Origin of the sequence: Bradyrhizobium sp. WYCCWR 13022, assembly GCF_030435535.1 — a bacterium.
In the GTDB taxonomy this organism is placed as follows: Bacteria; Pseudomonadota; Alphaproteobacteria; order Rhizobiales; family Xanthobacteraceae; genus Bradyrhizobium.
In genome coordinates this window covers 1-14,559 of the sequence record NZ_JAUIZJ010000046.1, presented here as the reverse complement: position 1 = coordinate 14,559, position 14,559 = coordinate 1, and the positions used below count along the sequence as shown (strand labels likewise).

Sequence of the window (14,559 nt, the reverse complement as noted above, 5' to 3'; positions counted from 1 at the left end):
CGTCGGCTGGGTCGTCAATGCGTCATTCAAGCCTCTCGCATTCTGTCCTTGACGCTGACGCCAGCTCTGATCTGGCAAGCGATCCATGGCCAGATCCCGTCCGACACGTCGCTGCGCCAACGGCCCCTTCTTCTCGGTGTCGCGGGTGCGAAGGCAGGATTGGGCTCGGTTCTTTTGCCGCGCAATCCGGCGCAGCTCCCGGAAGTAAGGGGACTCAGTCGCAGCATTCGCCGCCGGCGGTGCAGAAGCTGCCACATCGTACGGTGCTTGTGCGTGTTCGCGCGCGTGATCCGCATCGAGCAGCCGACATGAGCAAAACGCCGTCTGCTGCCGGCTCGCTACGATGGATCAGGGATACTCAGGGGAAGTTCAATGTTTAAGAGATCAGCAACGCATTATGGCCGCGCGCCGGCGGCACTCACCCCTTATCAGAAGGCAGGTCAAGTCTGGGACGAGCGCATCGGCTCGGCCCGCCTGCAGGCGAAGAACTGGCGCTTGATGGCGTTCGGCTGCCTTGCTCTGTCTTGCAGCCTTGCCGGCGGGCTGATCTGGCAATCGACACAAGGAACGATAACGCCGTGGATCGTCGAGGTCGACCGGCTCGGTCAAGCTCAGCGGGTCTCGCCTGCAAGTTCCGACTACGACCCGACGGATCCACAAATTGCCTGGCACCTGGCGCGGTTCATCGAAGATGTGCGCGCCCTGCCATCCGATGCCATCGTGCTGCGGCAGAATTGGCTCCGGGCCTACGACTTCACGACCGATCGCGGGGCCGTCGCACTCAATGAATATGCCAGGGCAAACGACCCATTCGCCGGGCTCGGCAAGGCGCAGATCTCGGTGGAAGTCTCCAGCGTCATACGGGCCTCGCCCGACAGCTTTCGTGTCGCATGGATTCAGCGCGCTTACGAGAACGGCTCGCTCGCCTCGACCGAGCGATGGACAGCCATCCTGAGCATCGTCATCCGAACGCCGCGTGATGCCGATCGGCTGCGCAAAAATCCTCTCGGAATCTATGTGAATTCGATCAATTGGTCCAAGGAGTTGGGGCAGTGAAAGTATATCCTTGCGAGTTCAGGACAGCGCCAATGAAGAGGGGCATCACTTCCGCAGCCGTCATGCTTGGCTGCATGCTCAGCGGCTGCTCGACCTTCATTCCACCCGAAATCAGCTATGACACAGATGTGCCGCCGCTGCCTGTGGCGGCAGCGCCGGCGGATGATCGTCCGCGTCCCCTGCATGTGCCTCCATCCTGGAAGCCGTCGCTTGGCGGCAAGCCGGGCACCAAGGAGGATGTCGAGCCGGTCAACCGGATCGAAATCGCCAACAGTGCGGCGCGCGTCGAGCCGAGGCGGAGAGGCTATTTCAACGCCGCACAGATCTACAGCTATAGCCCGGGCGCGCTCTATCAGGTCTATGCCGCGCCGGGACAGATCACCGACATTGCTCTTGAGGAGGGGGAGCAGTTGACCGGCTCCGGCCCGCTCGCAGCCGGCGACACCGTGCGATGGGTCATCGGCGACACCGAAAGCGGCAGCGGCGAGGAGCGCAGGGTGCACGTGCTGGTCAAGCCGACGCGCGCCTCCATCGAAACCAACCTCGTGATCAATACTGATCGGCGCACCTATCTCCTCGAGCTCCGCTCGCGCGAGAAGCCCTACATGCCATCGGTCGCGTGGTACTATCCGCAAGATCGGATCAAGCGGCAGCAATTGACTCCTGTTCCGCTGCTCCCAGAGCTTGCACAACGGCGCTTTCGGTATGCGATCGAGGGGGACAATCCGCCGTGGCGCCCCCTTGCAGCCTACGACGACGGCCGAAAAGTCTACATCGAGTTCTCGCAAGGTATCGTCCAAGGCGAAATGCCGCCGCTGTTTGTGCTCGGGCCTGACGGTAAGAGCGAAATCGTCAATTATCGCACCTTTGGCAGCGTCCTGATCGTCGACCGCCTGTTTGCGGCTGCCGAACTGCGGCTTGGTGGAGAACATCAACAAAAGGTTAGGATCGTCCGCACCGACGGGAGGTTTTCGTCATGACGGAAGAACACCGCGAAGATGAGACCTCCCCGGACGGCGAACAGGAGACAGGTGAGCTCGAGGATGGGTTTCGGCTCCGGCCCGAATACCCGAGCGTCACCCGCTTGTCTCGCAAGGTGCTGCTGACCGGATCCGCGCTCTGCCTGGCGCTGGTCGCCGCGGCGGCGACGTGGGCGCTCCAGAAACAACGGCCGCGTGAGGCCGCTTCCGAGGAGCTCTATCTGGCTGAGCGTCACAATGTTGCTGAGAGCGTCACAGCGTTGCCGCCGGACTACTCGAAGGTCACCCCTCCTGTCCCCCAGCTTGGTCCACCTCTTCCCGGCGATCTCGGCAGACCAATCCTGGCCGCCAAAGGCCAGATCGCCGCGCCAGGCGCTGCGGCCGACCAGGAACAGCAACGCCGTGACCAGGAACAAGAGGCGGCTCGTGTAAGCCGACTGTTCGCCTCTACCAATGTGAGGGACACGGCAGCGTCGAGCGGAGCCCAAGCAGGTGGCGCCAATGCTCCCTCCCTGATCCCCAGCAGCGAGGATGGGTCACTGCAAAACGCTCAGGACCGGAAGCTCGCCTTCGTAAATGCGGCCACCGATCGACGAACGACCAGTCCAGACCGCCTCGTGAAGGCGCCATCACCTTACGTGGTGCAGGCCGGATCGGTTATCGCCGGGGCCCTGATCACCGGCATTCGCTCCGATCTGCCTGGAATGATCACAGCTCAGGTAAGCGAGAATGTTTATGATACGCCCACCGGGCGCTTTCTCCTCATCCCCCAGGGCGCCAGACTGACTGGCATCTATGACAGTCAGGTGAGCTTCGGCCAGAGCCGCGTGCTGCTCGTTTGGACCCGGTTGATCATGCCGAACGGCCGCTCGGTCGTCTTGGAGCGCCAACCGGGGACAGACACGCAAGGCTATGCCGGCCTTGAAGATCAGGTTGACAACCATTGGGGTGAGCTGTTCAAGGCGGCGGCGCTGTCGACCTTCCTGGCTGTTGGCTCGGAAGCGGGTGCAGGTTCCGATGCGAGCAATAGCAACAGCGCAATCATTGGTGCCCTCAGGCGCGGTGCATCAGATTCGCTGAACCAGGCCGGCCAACAAGTGGTCCGCCGTAGCCTCAATATCCAGCCGACCTTGACGATACGCCCGGGTTACCCGGTCCGCGTCCTGGTCAACCGTGATCTCATTCTTGAACCTTATAGAGGCTAGCCGCATGCCTAAATTGAAGATTGCAGCGCTTGTGGACGATCGGCCTGTCAAAATGACGGTCGAACTCGCGGCCCATGTTCACCGGGATTTGCACGTCTATGCCGATGTGCTGGCGAAGCAAACCGGACAGGCCGTCGAACCTGCCAAGCTCATTGGCCCGATGTTGGCGCGCTTCATGGCGACAGACCGGGCTTTTGCGAAATCAAAACGTCAAGCCCGCTCTTCCCCTCCTGAAGAATAACATTCTCTCAGAAGGGCTAGGAAGTGGGCGACAACAGATCTTTCATCGCCGGTTCTGACATGAGCTGACATTGTGATCCGACTGGGTCCCCTTGCGTCGTGCAGTTCGCGATACACCACCCCTGGGAATCCGGCGTGAGCTTCGGATGCCAATAACGGCGTGACGCCGCGGCCAATGCTGACGAGACTGGTCAGCTTGCTGCGGCTCACGTCGCAGGCTTCGATTAAGGCCCCGTTTCCATGAGCCGCCAGTTTGCAGACCAGAAGGTCTTCGACTTCTCTTGCGGGATCATCGCGGCTGACGAGAACGGTTCGACTGTGCAGATCGGCGCAGGAGACCGACTCGTTCTGAGCTAACTCATCATTCTTGGCGAGTGCGATGAGAATACCTTCACGCCATAGGGGAAAGGCCGCCGTGAGCAGCATGGAAGATAGACCGTCTGGCGCGATGGCGATATCGAGCGAGCCCGTCTGAAGCGCGATCAGGAGTTCCGGCATGACGCGTTCAAGGACGGCGACCTTGATTTCCGGATAACGGCTTTGAAACTCGGCGATCGCAGGTGTTATTCGTCCTGCGGAGACGAATGGGCAGAAGCCGATAGCCAGGTGATCCGCCCGCTTGGACAGGGTCAAGACTGTCGCCTTCGATAATGAATCGACCTGCTCGATGATAAGCTTTGCCGTCCTCAGGAATGTCGTACCAGAGGCTGTTGGATTCATCCCGTATCTCGATCGCTCGAACAAGCGGGTACCAACCAGGCATTCCAATCGTCCGATCGCCCGACTGATGGCCGAGTGTTCGACACCCAGCACCCTGGCTGCGCTCCGAATGCTGCCCGCTTCATTGACTGTCACAGCAACGCGCAGATGTTGTAAACTTATTGGATTGGATATTGGTCGCTGTGTCTGACAGGCAAGGTGGTCGATTGGAGGCATTTACAAATCAAGGTGCGGCGATTTAAGTCGGATGAGTTCTGCGGGCAGCGAGCCGGCAGTCAGGCGGCGTGCGACAGGACTGGAGTCCAGAGAACTGGGCCGGCGAGTCCACCGGCCGCACGTATCCTGTCCAAAGCATTGAGCGTGATTTCCAGGTGGCCGGCGACAGCAAGCGTGTTTCCAATTTCACAAGGCGATGCAATCCGGCGAAGCGGCCATCCTGCGCGCCTCAGAATTCGCTCCATCCGGACGTCGGTGACTGTGACGATGCTCGTGAGCTGTCGAGACAGACCAAACTCAATCATGCCCGCGAAGAGTTCGTAAGTTGCCCTCGCAAGCCCGTGTGCCGCCTTCGGAGCATCTGAAGGAAGATCAACTGCAAAGCGGCTGCTCTCCCACACATGAGGATCCGATGGGGCAGGGCACTTTCCCAGGAGCACAGAAAAGGTGTCGCGGATCATCGTCGGGCCGGTTGTCGGCAAAAGGCGAACCGACCCCTGCACCAGTCCCTCGACCGACGTTTGGACGAGATATACCGGACCTAGCGCGTCAAACTCGTCGGTCTCCATCTCGCCGGAACTGTGAACGCTCCAATCTAATCTTTGCTTGAAGACGCGATGCCGCAGCCTGTGCATGGCCGCTAGCGTTTGGGAGAACGCGCCGTGAAATGGTTCGGCAATCAGTTGAATCATGACCCCTCCTGTCCGGATTTCGACTATATGGGAGAGCCGGGTGCAAATGGCACCACGTACAACTAGAGGGGCGGCGCGGCCCTAATCTTGCCTAACTGCCTTAGCAGCGCCAAGTCGTGAAGTCGCTTCGGCCAATGTCCTCACGCCCAGCTTGTTCTTTGCATTATTCAAATAGGACTTCACGGTATTTGGCGATATCTGCAGGATCTGCCCAATCTCCCATGTGGTCTTGCCCTTTGCGACCCAGTCGAGGCACTCCATTTCGCGACGTGAGAGTTCAACGTTAGCGATCATCAGTTCATGAGAAAGCTTTTGCCGCACGCGCCGGTCGAAAGAAATGGCCATGAACTGGAGGACCTCCGAGCGGCGCTCTATGCTCAATTGAAATGCTCGGTCATTCTGGTCGGTGGCAAACGTCAAGGCGGCCATGGAGGCGCCGTTGTGGATTGGAACGGTGAATCCCAATCGGATCCCACACTGAGCAGCTTCGTCGAGCAAGCTTCGCTGCGCCCGAGAAATCAATCTATGAGGTTCCCTGTGGTCCCAGCTAAAGGGCTCCGTGGTCTCCAGCGCACGCTCGATAATGGGGTCGAGGCGCTCATAGTGACTGCGCACATAATGCGCAACCCAATTGGCGGGATACGTGGAAATCACGAGGGCGTTCTCACCCCGTCTCTTCGGCCAGGCCAGATAAGCCAAACATGGCAGCTCAAGTGCGCGTCCGGTGACCGCCAAGGCGTCGCTAAAGCCATCAGCGTGGTTCGCGTTGATCAGCAGATTGAGAAAATTTTGGAAGATACGGTGCGTGCTCATTCGCATACGATTCGGTAGAGAAGATGAGCGACGTTACGAGTCCCTTTGCTGCGTAAAGGCAAGTTGTTCGAAAGTCTCGCGACGTCACACTGTTAACCGACCAGCGATCGAGCTGCACCTATTCAGCTCACGTCCACTTTCGACACGGCGCAACCGACATCACTGTTCTGGGCGGTTCTGTAGGCGAGAACCGCCAAAGAGCGCAAGGACGACAAGCCCTGATAGTTTGGCGGTCATCTTCCACACACGCAACTACACTTAGAGGCCGCAGTCCTGCGCTCATCGCAGAATTTGGCAGGATAAATGCGCGTACGCCGGGATTCTTCGCGGATTTACTCCCAAAGTGGTCCTACGTTCTCTACGGCAGGCGAGGCGGGGCTGAGGAAAAGCTAAGAGATAATTTTTCGTAGGCAGACGGGGCCGTGCGCGTCAAGCGCCGCCCAGCGTTCTGCTCGCCGTCCAGTTGGAGACTTTTCTATGCGTCGTCGAAGCGGCCTTTCGAAAATGCCTACACTTTTGCGATCATTGCTCTCGATCGCCAACTAAGGGGACGACGGCAAGAGACGGGGTTCTGAAGTGCATGAATTGATCAGGCAGACCGCCTGCAGTGTTGTCGAAAAATTGCGGAATGGCGAAGTAAGCCCCCTGGAGCTGCTGGACGCGCTGGAGCAGCGGATCGGGCAAGTCGACGGCAAGCTTAACGCGCTGCCCATCCTTTGTTTTGATCGCGCGCGCACACATGCTCGTACGCTGATGGAGCGACCTACCGGCGCACGTGGGCTGCTGGCCGGTCTTCCCGTTCCCATCAAAGATCTGATTGACGTTGCCGGCACTCGCAACACACAGGGCTCCCCGATCTTCAGGAACAAAATAGCTGAGACGTCGGACATCTTGGTCGAGCGCATCGAGCAGAATGGTGGTGTTGTTTATGCAAGATCGAACACCCCCGAGTTCGGAGCGGGGGCCAACACGGTCAATGAACTCTTCGGAGCAACGCTCAATCCGTGGAATCCAGCTCGCTCTGCTGCTGGCTCGTCCGGAGGTGCCGCGGTTGCGATCGCCGCCGGCATGGCTTGGGTTGCGCATGGCTCTGACATGGGGGGCTCACTCCGAAATCCGGCGAGCTTTTGCGGTGTAGTGGGTCTTCGGCCGAGCTTGGGCCGAGTGGCCCGAACTCCCAAATCTAAAATCGACCGCAACCTCGGCATACACGGACCAATGGCGCGCAATGTCGAGGACGTTGCGCTCCTGTTGGACGCAATGAGTGGTGAGCATCCTGCCGATCCACTGTCCTTGCCGGCACCCGCAGAATCGTTCCTGACGACCACGCGCACGGCAAAGAGACCAAGACGGGTTGCCTATTCGGCCGATCTGGGCATTACACCCGTGGATCCTCAAATTGTGGAAATTACCCGCGGCGCTGCAGCGCGCTTCGTCGAACTTGGTGTAATCGTCGAAGAAGCTCACCCCGATCTTCGAGAAGCTCAAGAGTGCTTCCACGTTCTCCGCGCATTCGATTTCGCTATTAGCAAAGCTGCTCTACTTCGAAGCCATCGCGATCTGCTCAAGCCGGACGTCGTTTGGAACATCGAAGAAGGGCTGAAGCTTTCTATCGAGCAACTCGAACGCGCCGAGGAGCAGCGAGTTGCCATGGTGGTGCGCGTACTTAAGTTTTTCGAGAAGTACGATCTTCTCTTGACGCCGGCAACAATCGTAGAGCCTTTCCCCGTGGCCAACAGCCACGTCATGGAGTGCGACGGCAGACAATTTGAGAATTACGTGGATTGGGTTGCCATCGCTTTTGCAATCACCCTCGTCTGTTGCCCCGCGATGTCTCTGCCCTGCGGTTTCACGAGTTCCGGCCTTCCGGTAGGCTTGCAAATGGTCGCTCCCCCTCGAGCCGACGGGCAGTTATTGGCCGGTGCTAAACTGCTTGAAGATAGTTTGGGGCTACTCGGCAGTACGCCGATCGATCTGGGGCTCGCAACATGAATGGCACAATCGCGGTTCTCGGCTGCGGGCTTATAGGCCAAAGCTGGTCGGCGCTATTCACTGCCTATGGTTATGACGTCGTCGGCTGGGATCCAGCGCCAAAATCGCAGTCCCTGTTGCAAGAAGCGATTTCTCGATGTCAGAAGCAGGTTTTTCGTCCCTCGGAACTTGAATCAGGCCTTGGTTCCTTTCGCCTTGTCGAGACACCGGAACAGGCGGTTTCCGACGCCTTTTGGGTTCAGGAAAACGCACCCGAAGTGCTCGAGTTAAAAGGAGAGCTCTACGGCCGCGTTGAGGCGGCAGCCCATCCCGATACGGTACTCGCAAGCAGTACATCCTCTCTAACTTGGTCACAGCTTGCCACCAGCCTAAAACGAACCTCGCGATTCATTACTGCTCATCCCTTCAATCCTCCACACATCATGCCGCTAGTGGAGATTTATGGGGCCGATGCTGATCTTCGGACGACGGCTGTGTCGTTCTTTCGCGGGCTCGGCCGCGAGCCAGTTCTTTTAGCCCGCGACGTAGTAGGGCACATCGCCAACCGGCTTGCTTCAGCACTCTGGCGTGAAGCGGTCAACTTAGTCGCCGAGAATATTGCTGATGTCGCCGCTGTCGACGCGGCGCTCGTGCATGGACCTGGGCTGCGCTGGTCAGTGGTCGGTGCACATATGGCCTACCACCTTGGTGGGGGTCCTGGGGGAATTGAGCATTACCTGCGACATCTCGGGCCTAGCCAGGAACGCCGATGGGCCACGCTAGGTCAGCCACAGCTTACTCCCGATGTCTGTACCCGTCTGGTCGCTGGCGTCCATGCAGAGGCGGATGGCAGATCGATTTCCGAATTAGAAGGTGAACGTGATCGCGCACTCTTGAGACTCCTTGCCGCGCGGAGTTCAATTTAAGCATATGGACAAGCTCAGCGTGGGTTGACTTCAGCGACAATTGGAAGACAACCTGTACATCCGAGCCGGCGCTCGCAGGACTGACGCGCCGTTGACATTGGCCAAAGCTGTTGCCTGACGGCGCTATCAAGCGTGAATTGCACCAAACAATCATCATTGCCAAGCCGCCGACGGCGCGTGGCACGCTCCCTCAGTCTGAGCTGCTGCCGGTTTGATGGACACCGAGATTAGGTGTTTCATGAAGCCGGAGGTGGGCGATGAAGAGACGGAAGTTTAGTCGCAAGTTCAAGATCTAGGCGGTCAAGCTGGTCCGGAAACGCGGGGTGTCGGTGGCACAAGCCGGCCGCGACCTGGACGTTCATGAGAACGTTCTGCGCAAATGGGTCAAGGAGTTCGGCTGCTGATTCCGCTTGATGTCGCCCACCATTCCGGGATGATGTCGCCCGGGGTATCGCAAGAGCGAACCCGGGGTGACGAGGCCTCTTCTGGCTCCGATACGGTCCCGCCTTTCGTTGCGAAGGGGGACCTGGATGCCGACGGAGAGGCTTGCGATGCGCCATGTGCGCGATGTGATCAGATTGAAGTCGGCTGGGATGCCGACCCGCGAGATTGCGCGGCGGTTGGGGACGGTGCCTTCGACGGTGCGGTTGACGATCCGCCGGTTTGAAGCGGCGGGGCTGACCTGGCCATTGCCCGACGGCATCACCGACGCTGTGCTGGAAGCCCGGTTGTTCGCCAGCGCGGGAGCCGGTCTCGGCACCCGGCGTGGCCATCGCCGGCAGGCGGAGCCGGACTGGGCGGCGGTGCACCGCGAGCTCCGGCGCACGCACGTGACGCTGTCGATCCTGTGGGAGGAGTACATCGCGGGCGAACCCGGCGGGTATCGCTATTCGCGGTTCTGCGAGCTCTACCGGGCCTGGGAAGGCCGGCTGTCGGCGACGATGCGCCAGTCGCATGCAGCCGGCGACAAGCTGTTCGTCGATTATGCGGGCGACGGCGTGCCGGTGGTGATCGACCGGTTTACCGGCGAGCGGCGCACCGCGCAGATCTTCGTCGCGGTGCTCGGCGCATCGAGCTTCACCTGCGCGCAGGCGACCTGGACGCAGGGGCTCGCCGACTGGATCGATGGCCACGTCGGCGCCTTCGAGGCGATCGGCGGCGTGCCGGCACTGCTGGTGCCGGACAACACCAAGGTCGCCGTGATCAAGGCCTGCCTGTACGATCCGCAGATCAACCGCAGCTACGCCGACATGGCGGCGCAATACGGCACCGCCATTCTGCCGGCCAGGCCCACGGCGGCCACGGGACAAGGCCAAGGTCGAGCAGGCGGTCCTCATGGTCGAGCGCTGGCTGCTCGGACGGCTGCGCCATCGGACCTTCCACAGCCTCGCCGAGGTCAACGCGGCGATCGCCGAGTTAATGACCCGGCTCAACGAGGAGCGACCGATCCGGCGGCTCGGCGTGACCCGCCGCAAGCTGCTGGAGGAGATCGACCGGCCGGCACTCAGGGTCTTGCCGGAGAGCCCTTACGTGTTCGCCGAGTGGCGGATCTGCCGGGCCAGCATCGACTACCACGTCGAGGTCGAGGCGCATTACTACAGCGTCCCGCATCGCTTCGTCCGCGCCGAGGTCGAGGTGCGCTTCACCGCCCGCACCGTGGAGATATTCCACAAGGGCGAGCGGATCGCCGCGCATCAGCGCATGAGCGGCAACCACAAGCACACCACCGTGCCGGAACACATGGCGTCCAGTCATCGGCGCTACGCCGGCTGGACCATCGAGCGCATCCGCAAGGAGGCCGCCGCGATCGGGCCGGCCACCGCCGCGCTGTGCGACCTGATCCTCGATGAACGCACGCACCCCGAGCAGGGCTTTCGCACATCGGCGCGCACCTACGGCTCAGTCAAATCGATCCTCGCCAACAATCTCGATCGGCGGCCTTCACCCAAGCGGCCCGCGGACGACGCGCCGATCCTCCATCCCAACAACCGCGGGCCGCGCTACTACAACTAGGAGATCACGCCTTGCTCACGCATCCGCCCCTCGATCAACTCTACACGCTCGGCCTGCATGGCATGGCGAAGGCGCCTTCGCCGACATCGAAGCCGGCGGCGAGGCCGCAAGCCTCGGCCACGCCGAATGGCTCGCGCTCCTGCTCGAACGCGAAGCGTCGCTGCGACGCGACAAGCGGCTGTCGAAGCGGCTGCAATACGCCAAGCTGCGCCAGGAGGCCTGCGTCGAGGACATCGACTATCGCACCCCGCGCGGCCTCGACCGCAGCCTGCTGACGATGCTGGTCGAAGGGCAATGGATCGACGACCACGCCACCTTTTGATCTGCGGGCCCTCCGGCGTCGGTAAGAGCTGGCTCGCCTCAGCGCTCGGCAACAAGGCCTGCCGCGACAATCGCTCCGTGCTTTATCAGCGCGTCCCACGGCTGTTTAGCGATCTCGCTTTGGCGCGCGGCGACGGCCGCCACTCCCGCCTGCTGCGCGCGCTTGGCCGCGTCGATCTCCTCATCTTTGATGGTGTGGACGGCCTCACCTCAACGGCATCATAGTGCCAAGGCGTGGTCGCCAGAGCGCCACAAAGAAGGGGGACCGTCCGAGATGAAGTTTATTAGAATAGGCGTTGATCTCGCCAAGAACTATTTTCAGATTAATGCGCTGTCTAGTGAGGATGCACCAGCCGTAAAGCGCAAGCTGACGCGCCGGACGATGCGCGAGTTCTTCTCGAGGATCGAGCCGTGCCGCGTTGGCATGGAGGCTTGCGGCTCAGCCCACTATAGGGCGCGCGAACTGAAGGCCATGGGACACGATGTGTCTCTGATGCCGCCGGCCTACACAAAACCCTATGTCAAGCGAGGTAAGAACGATGCCGTCGATGCGGAAGCCATCTGTGAAGCGGTCTCGCGCCCTGCCATGCGTTTTGTGCCGATCAAGAGCGCTGATCAGCAAGCGACCCTGATGTGGCACAAGACGCGCGAGCTGCTGGTCAAACAGCGAACGATGAGCGTGAACGCTCTACGCGGCCATTTGGCCGAATTCGGTCTTGTCGTCGCCAAGGGCACCGGCCGCGTCGACGAGCCTTTAGGCCTCGCAGAAGGCGATGCGACTCTTCCCGACGCCGCTGTCCTGGCCGCGAGGGTTCTCGGTCAGCAAATTGATGCGCTCGGAGGCGCACTCGATGATTTGGAGAGGGAGATCGCCAAGGCTCACGCGCTCAGCGAGACGAGCCGTTCGCTCGGAGAAATTTCCGGCGTTGGCAAGCTTGTTGCCTCGGTAATTACAGCCAGTGTACCAGACCCAAGCGTATTCAATTCGGGACGGGATTTTGCTGCCTGGCTGGGTCTGACGCCCAGGCAAATTTCAAGCGGGGGTAAACCAACTCTCGGAACCATCACCAAGGCGGGTAATCGATATATAAGGAAGTTACTCGTTCTCGGAGCAACATCGCTTCTAAACGTTGTGGAAAAACGCCGCGGCGGCTTGCGCGACTGGATTGTCGGGCTTTTGGCTAAAAAAGCCGGCGCGGCTTGTGACCGTCGCCCTCGCCAACAAGCTTGCTCGGATCATCTGGGCAATGATGAAAACCGGAGAATGCTTCCGCACCGAGATGTTCGCCAAACTTTGAGTGTCGGACAGCCGCATCGAAGAGTTATAAGCTTGGTAAGTGCAAGAAAGGCATGATGAAAGACAACGGTCGCCACCGAAAACCAGGAAAACCCGACCAGTCGTGTGAGCCTCAAAGCTCGCATCCTTGATGTGACCCCTTGGTTGTCGGACTTCATCAGGGCCAGCGGAGATATGATCCGCGCTAAACGCCGGACATACGATCGCAGCCGTCCAAGTCGTTCGAAGTGCCAAATTGTGCTTGCCATCAGAGGCCGTCCACATACGACGACTGGGGCCTCGAGCCGCTTGACGCCGCGGCCCGCCACGACCTCCTGGAGATCCTCGAGGACCGCTACGGCCGCGGCTCCACCATCGTCACCAGCCAGCTCCCGATCGATCAATGGCACGCGCTGATCGGCGAGCCGATGACTTCATGATGCCTCCTCCTTCGAACGCTTGGTGTGTTGTACTCGATTGCGAAGCTGACTGATTTGTTCGTCTGAGAGCTCGATCTGCCATGGCTGGCCTTTGGTTAACTGACGACCTGCCAGCATTCCGCGCGCGAGATAGTCGAATACCGTCTGCGGGGTTACTCCAAGCTCAGCCGCTGCGCCCTGAATCGAGAAGCTGCCGTCGGGCCAGCGCATCGGATTCTTGTCTACGCCGTTGATTTTGACCGTGGGAATGCCCCAGCGGGTGCGCAACAGCCGGACGTTCTCGCCTTTGAAAGCGCAGCCTCGGGCCGCGACAAAGCCTTCCTGATTGAGGATTGCCGCGATCTCGGCATCCATTTTATGTTCAGCATTCAACTCGACGATCCGTCGCCGCAACCGATCAATGTCAATGTAGTTGCGGTAGGTATGAACGCGCCGTTGTACGTGATGCTCGCTGGTTGTGGCGGTCTGCCAGACGACGGGCCAAGCGAGAAGCGTCGAGGCTCACCACAAGGCCGGCGTTGCCAAGGCCGATCTCGGCAATGAGCTTCTGGAAACCATGACGATCCACAGCGCCAGCTCCGGACTTGCCCAGATCCTCGTCAATGACCTGGACGCGCTCCGGCGGCCAGCCCAGACCGATGGCCCGATCGACGAGGCGGTACTGCAGCTCGGTGCTCTCCTGGTGCTGGCGCACCTGGTTCACGGATGACTGCCGCACGTAGACGTAGGCCAACTTGGCTCGGTGTGCGGTCGTGAGCCGCTCGTCAGCGACGGTCGAGCTGATCAGCACGACCCAGTCTCCTTCCGGCCGTGCCGGGAACCGCTTGCATTCGCCGCAGCAGCGTGGCGAGGATTTGAGCGATCTGGGTTTGCGTCGCGGTCGACAGATTCGGCCACAGGCGCGGAATGTCGGCCGTCGGACGGCGGGGTGGATTTGCCAATATCGGCAGGGGTCGATACGCAACGCGACCTGGAAGCGGTCGGTGGGTCATCGCGAATCACCTTCTCGTCGAGAAGGCTCAGACTCGCGCTCAAATGTTGCATCAATGGGATCAGCGTACGGGCACTGATGCGCGGCAGATCGGCGGCGTTCGGGCGAGGCGTGATCGGCGTCTCGACAAGATCCGTCGACGCGATCCGAACTGCCCGCGGCCGGCCGTCCGGCAGCGCGACAACGACGTAGGCGGGACCGCCCCCGACCGCTCCTTCAGCACCTCAAGCCGGTGCCCAAAAAGAAAATGATGCGGGTCAGTGATCGTGACGTGAGACACGACCCGTTCCAAAATAGGGGCACTCTGTTGTGTTTGGTGATCCCACCTACGCCGACGCCGTCCTCGACCGCCTGGTCCATAACGCCCACCGGATCGATCTGAACGGCGAAAGCATGCGGCGAACCCGCAAACCTGACCGAAAGGCCTGAGCCTGTGGCGCTGTGGACATGCCGCTACGCTTGGACAACGCAAGAGCGTTGCCCACATGCCCACAGCAGGAACAACAGAAAAACCCGCCCGTCGAGCCGCGATTCAAGATTGACCACGCGGCTTCGCCGATGCCAGAAACCAGACAGCCAGAACGCCTCGCGCCCCGGGCGACATCAAATCGGAATGGTGGGCGAGATCATCTCGGAATACTGGAGGGTTCAAATAGGTCCCGCGTCGCAGATCTCGCCGCAAGTCCAGCGCGGGACCTA

At 60.5% G+C, this 14,559-nt stretch carries 11 protein-coding genes and 6 pseudogenes; 12 read left to right on the top strand and 5 right to left on the bottom strand.

Features of this window, described 5'->3' with window-relative positions; all coding sequences use genetic code 11:
• Positions 1-372: 372 nt before the first annotated feature.
• Genes trbF through QY049_RS36680 form a run of 4 tightly spaced genes read left to right on the top strand, consistent with a single transcriptional unit; the run spans position 373 to position 3,482 of the window.
• Positions 373-1,056 carry a conjugal transfer protein TrbF gene (gene trbF / locus QY049_RS36695; RefSeq protein WP_128929821.1) on the top strand — a complete coding sequence of 228 codons (684 nt, stop codon included), beginning with the start codon at positions 373-375 and terminating at the stop codon, positions 1,054-1,056.
• A gap of 32 nt (positions 1,057-1,088) precedes the next feature.
• Positions 1,089-2,036, top strand: a complete 948-nt coding sequence (gene trbG, locus QY049_RS36690; RefSeq protein ID WP_128929822.1) for a P-type conjugative transfer protein TrbG — start codon at positions 1,089-1,091, stop codon at positions 2,034-2,036.
• The gene (locus tag QY049_RS36685; RefSeq protein WP_128929823.1) at positions 2,033-3,241 is read left to right on the top strand and encodes a TrbI/VirB10 family protein; all 1,209 of its coding nucleotides are present in this window, start codon (positions 2,033-2,035) and stop codon (positions 3,239-3,241) included. The genes trbG and QY049_RS36685 overlap by 4 nt, the downstream gene beginning before the upstream one ends.
• Before the next feature lie 4 nt (positions 3,242-3,245).
• Positions 3,246-3,482 carry a DUF2274 domain-containing protein gene (locus QY049_RS36680; RefSeq protein WP_128929824.1) on the top strand — a complete coding sequence of 79 codons (237 nt, stop codon included), beginning with the start codon at positions 3,246-3,248 and terminating at the stop codon, positions 3,480-3,482.
• Here QY049_RS36680 and QY049_RS36675 read toward each other — a convergent pair.
• The 3 genes from QY049_RS36675 to QY049_RS36665 form a co-directional block, all read right to left on the bottom strand.
• Positions 3,452-4,417, bottom strand: a complete 966-nt coding sequence (locus tag QY049_RS36675; protein WP_128929825.1) for a LysR family transcriptional regulator — start codon at positions 4,415-4,417, stop codon at positions 3,452-3,454. The two genes, QY049_RS36680 and QY049_RS36675, sit on opposite strands and share 31 nt — an antisense overlap.
• 59 nt (positions 4,418-4,476) lie before the next feature.
• Positions 4,477-5,109: an acyl-homoserine-lactone synthase gene (locus QY049_RS36670; protein WP_128929826.1), complete on the bottom strand. Its 633-nt coding sequence runs from the start codon at positions 5,107-5,109 to the stop codon at positions 4,477-4,479.
• Between the two features lie 81 nt (positions 5,110-5,190).
• Positions 5,191-5,922: a LuxR family transcriptional regulator gene (locus QY049_RS36665; RefSeq protein ID WP_128929827.1), complete on the bottom strand. Its 732-nt coding sequence runs from the start codon at positions 5,920-5,922 to the stop codon at positions 5,191-5,193.
• Positions 5,923-6,498: 576 nt separating this feature from the next.
• Between QY049_RS36665 and QY049_RS36660 the strand changes: the two genes are divergently transcribed.
• The 7 genes and pseudogenes from QY049_RS36660 to QY049_RS36630 all read left to right on the top strand — a co-directional run.
• Positions 6,499-7,914: an amidase gene (locus QY049_RS36660; RefSeq protein WP_128955110.1), complete on the top strand. Its 1,416-nt coding sequence runs from the start codon at positions 6,499-6,501 to the stop codon at positions 7,912-7,914.
• Positions 7,911-8,819 (top strand): 3-hydroxyacyl-CoA dehydrogenase NAD-binding domain-containing protein, encoded by a 909-nt coding sequence (locus QY049_RS36655; RefSeq protein WP_128929829.1) that lies wholly within the window; start codon positions 7,911-7,913, stop codon positions 8,817-8,819. Before QY049_RS36660 ends, QY049_RS36655 begins: the two co-directional genes overlap by 4 nt.
• 257 nt (positions 8,820-9,076) lie before the next feature.
• A pseudogene (locus QY049_RS36650) lies at positions 9,077-9,211 on the top strand (transposase); the annotation flags it as partial.
• A 159-nt stretch (positions 9,212-9,370) separates the two neighbouring features.
• Positions 9,371-10,832 (top strand): annotated as a pseudogene (gene istA, locus QY049_RS36645) (IS21 family transposase).
• 11 nt (positions 10,833-10,843) lie between these two features.
• Positions 10,844-11,345: pseudogene (locus QY049_RS36640) on the top strand (ATP-binding protein); the annotation flags it as partial.
• Positions 11,346-11,427: 82 nt separating this feature from the next.
• Positions 11,428-12,451 (top strand): annotated as a pseudogene (locus tag QY049_RS36635) (IS110 family transposase).
• A 265-nt stretch (positions 12,452-12,716) separates the two neighbouring features.
• Positions 12,717-12,857 (top strand): annotated as a pseudogene (locus QY049_RS36630) (ATP-binding protein); the annotation flags it as partial.
• Between the two features lie 6 nt (positions 12,858-12,863).
• Here the strand turns inward: QY049_RS36630 and QY049_RS36625 are convergent.
• Both QY049_RS36625 and QY049_RS36620 read right to left on the bottom strand, forming a co-directional pair.
• Positions 12,864-13,223 carry a hypothetical protein gene (locus QY049_RS36625; RefSeq protein ID WP_128929830.1) on the bottom strand — a complete coding sequence of 120 codons (360 nt, stop codon included), beginning with the start codon at positions 13,221-13,223 and terminating at the stop codon, positions 12,864-12,866.
• Between the two features lie 49 nt (positions 13,224-13,272).
• Positions 13,273-13,659, bottom strand: a complete 387-nt coding sequence (locus tag QY049_RS36620) for a recombinase family protein (RefSeq protein ID WP_128929831.1) — start codon at positions 13,657-13,659, stop codon at positions 13,273-13,275.
• A 510-nt stretch (positions 13,660-14,169) separates the two neighbouring features.
• On the opposite strand from QY049_RS36620, the pseudogene QY049_RS36615 reads away from it, so the two are divergent.
• Positions 14,170-14,289: pseudogene (locus QY049_RS36615) on the top strand (ATP-binding protein); the annotation flags it as partial.
• Positions 14,290-14,559: the final 270 nt, after the last annotated feature.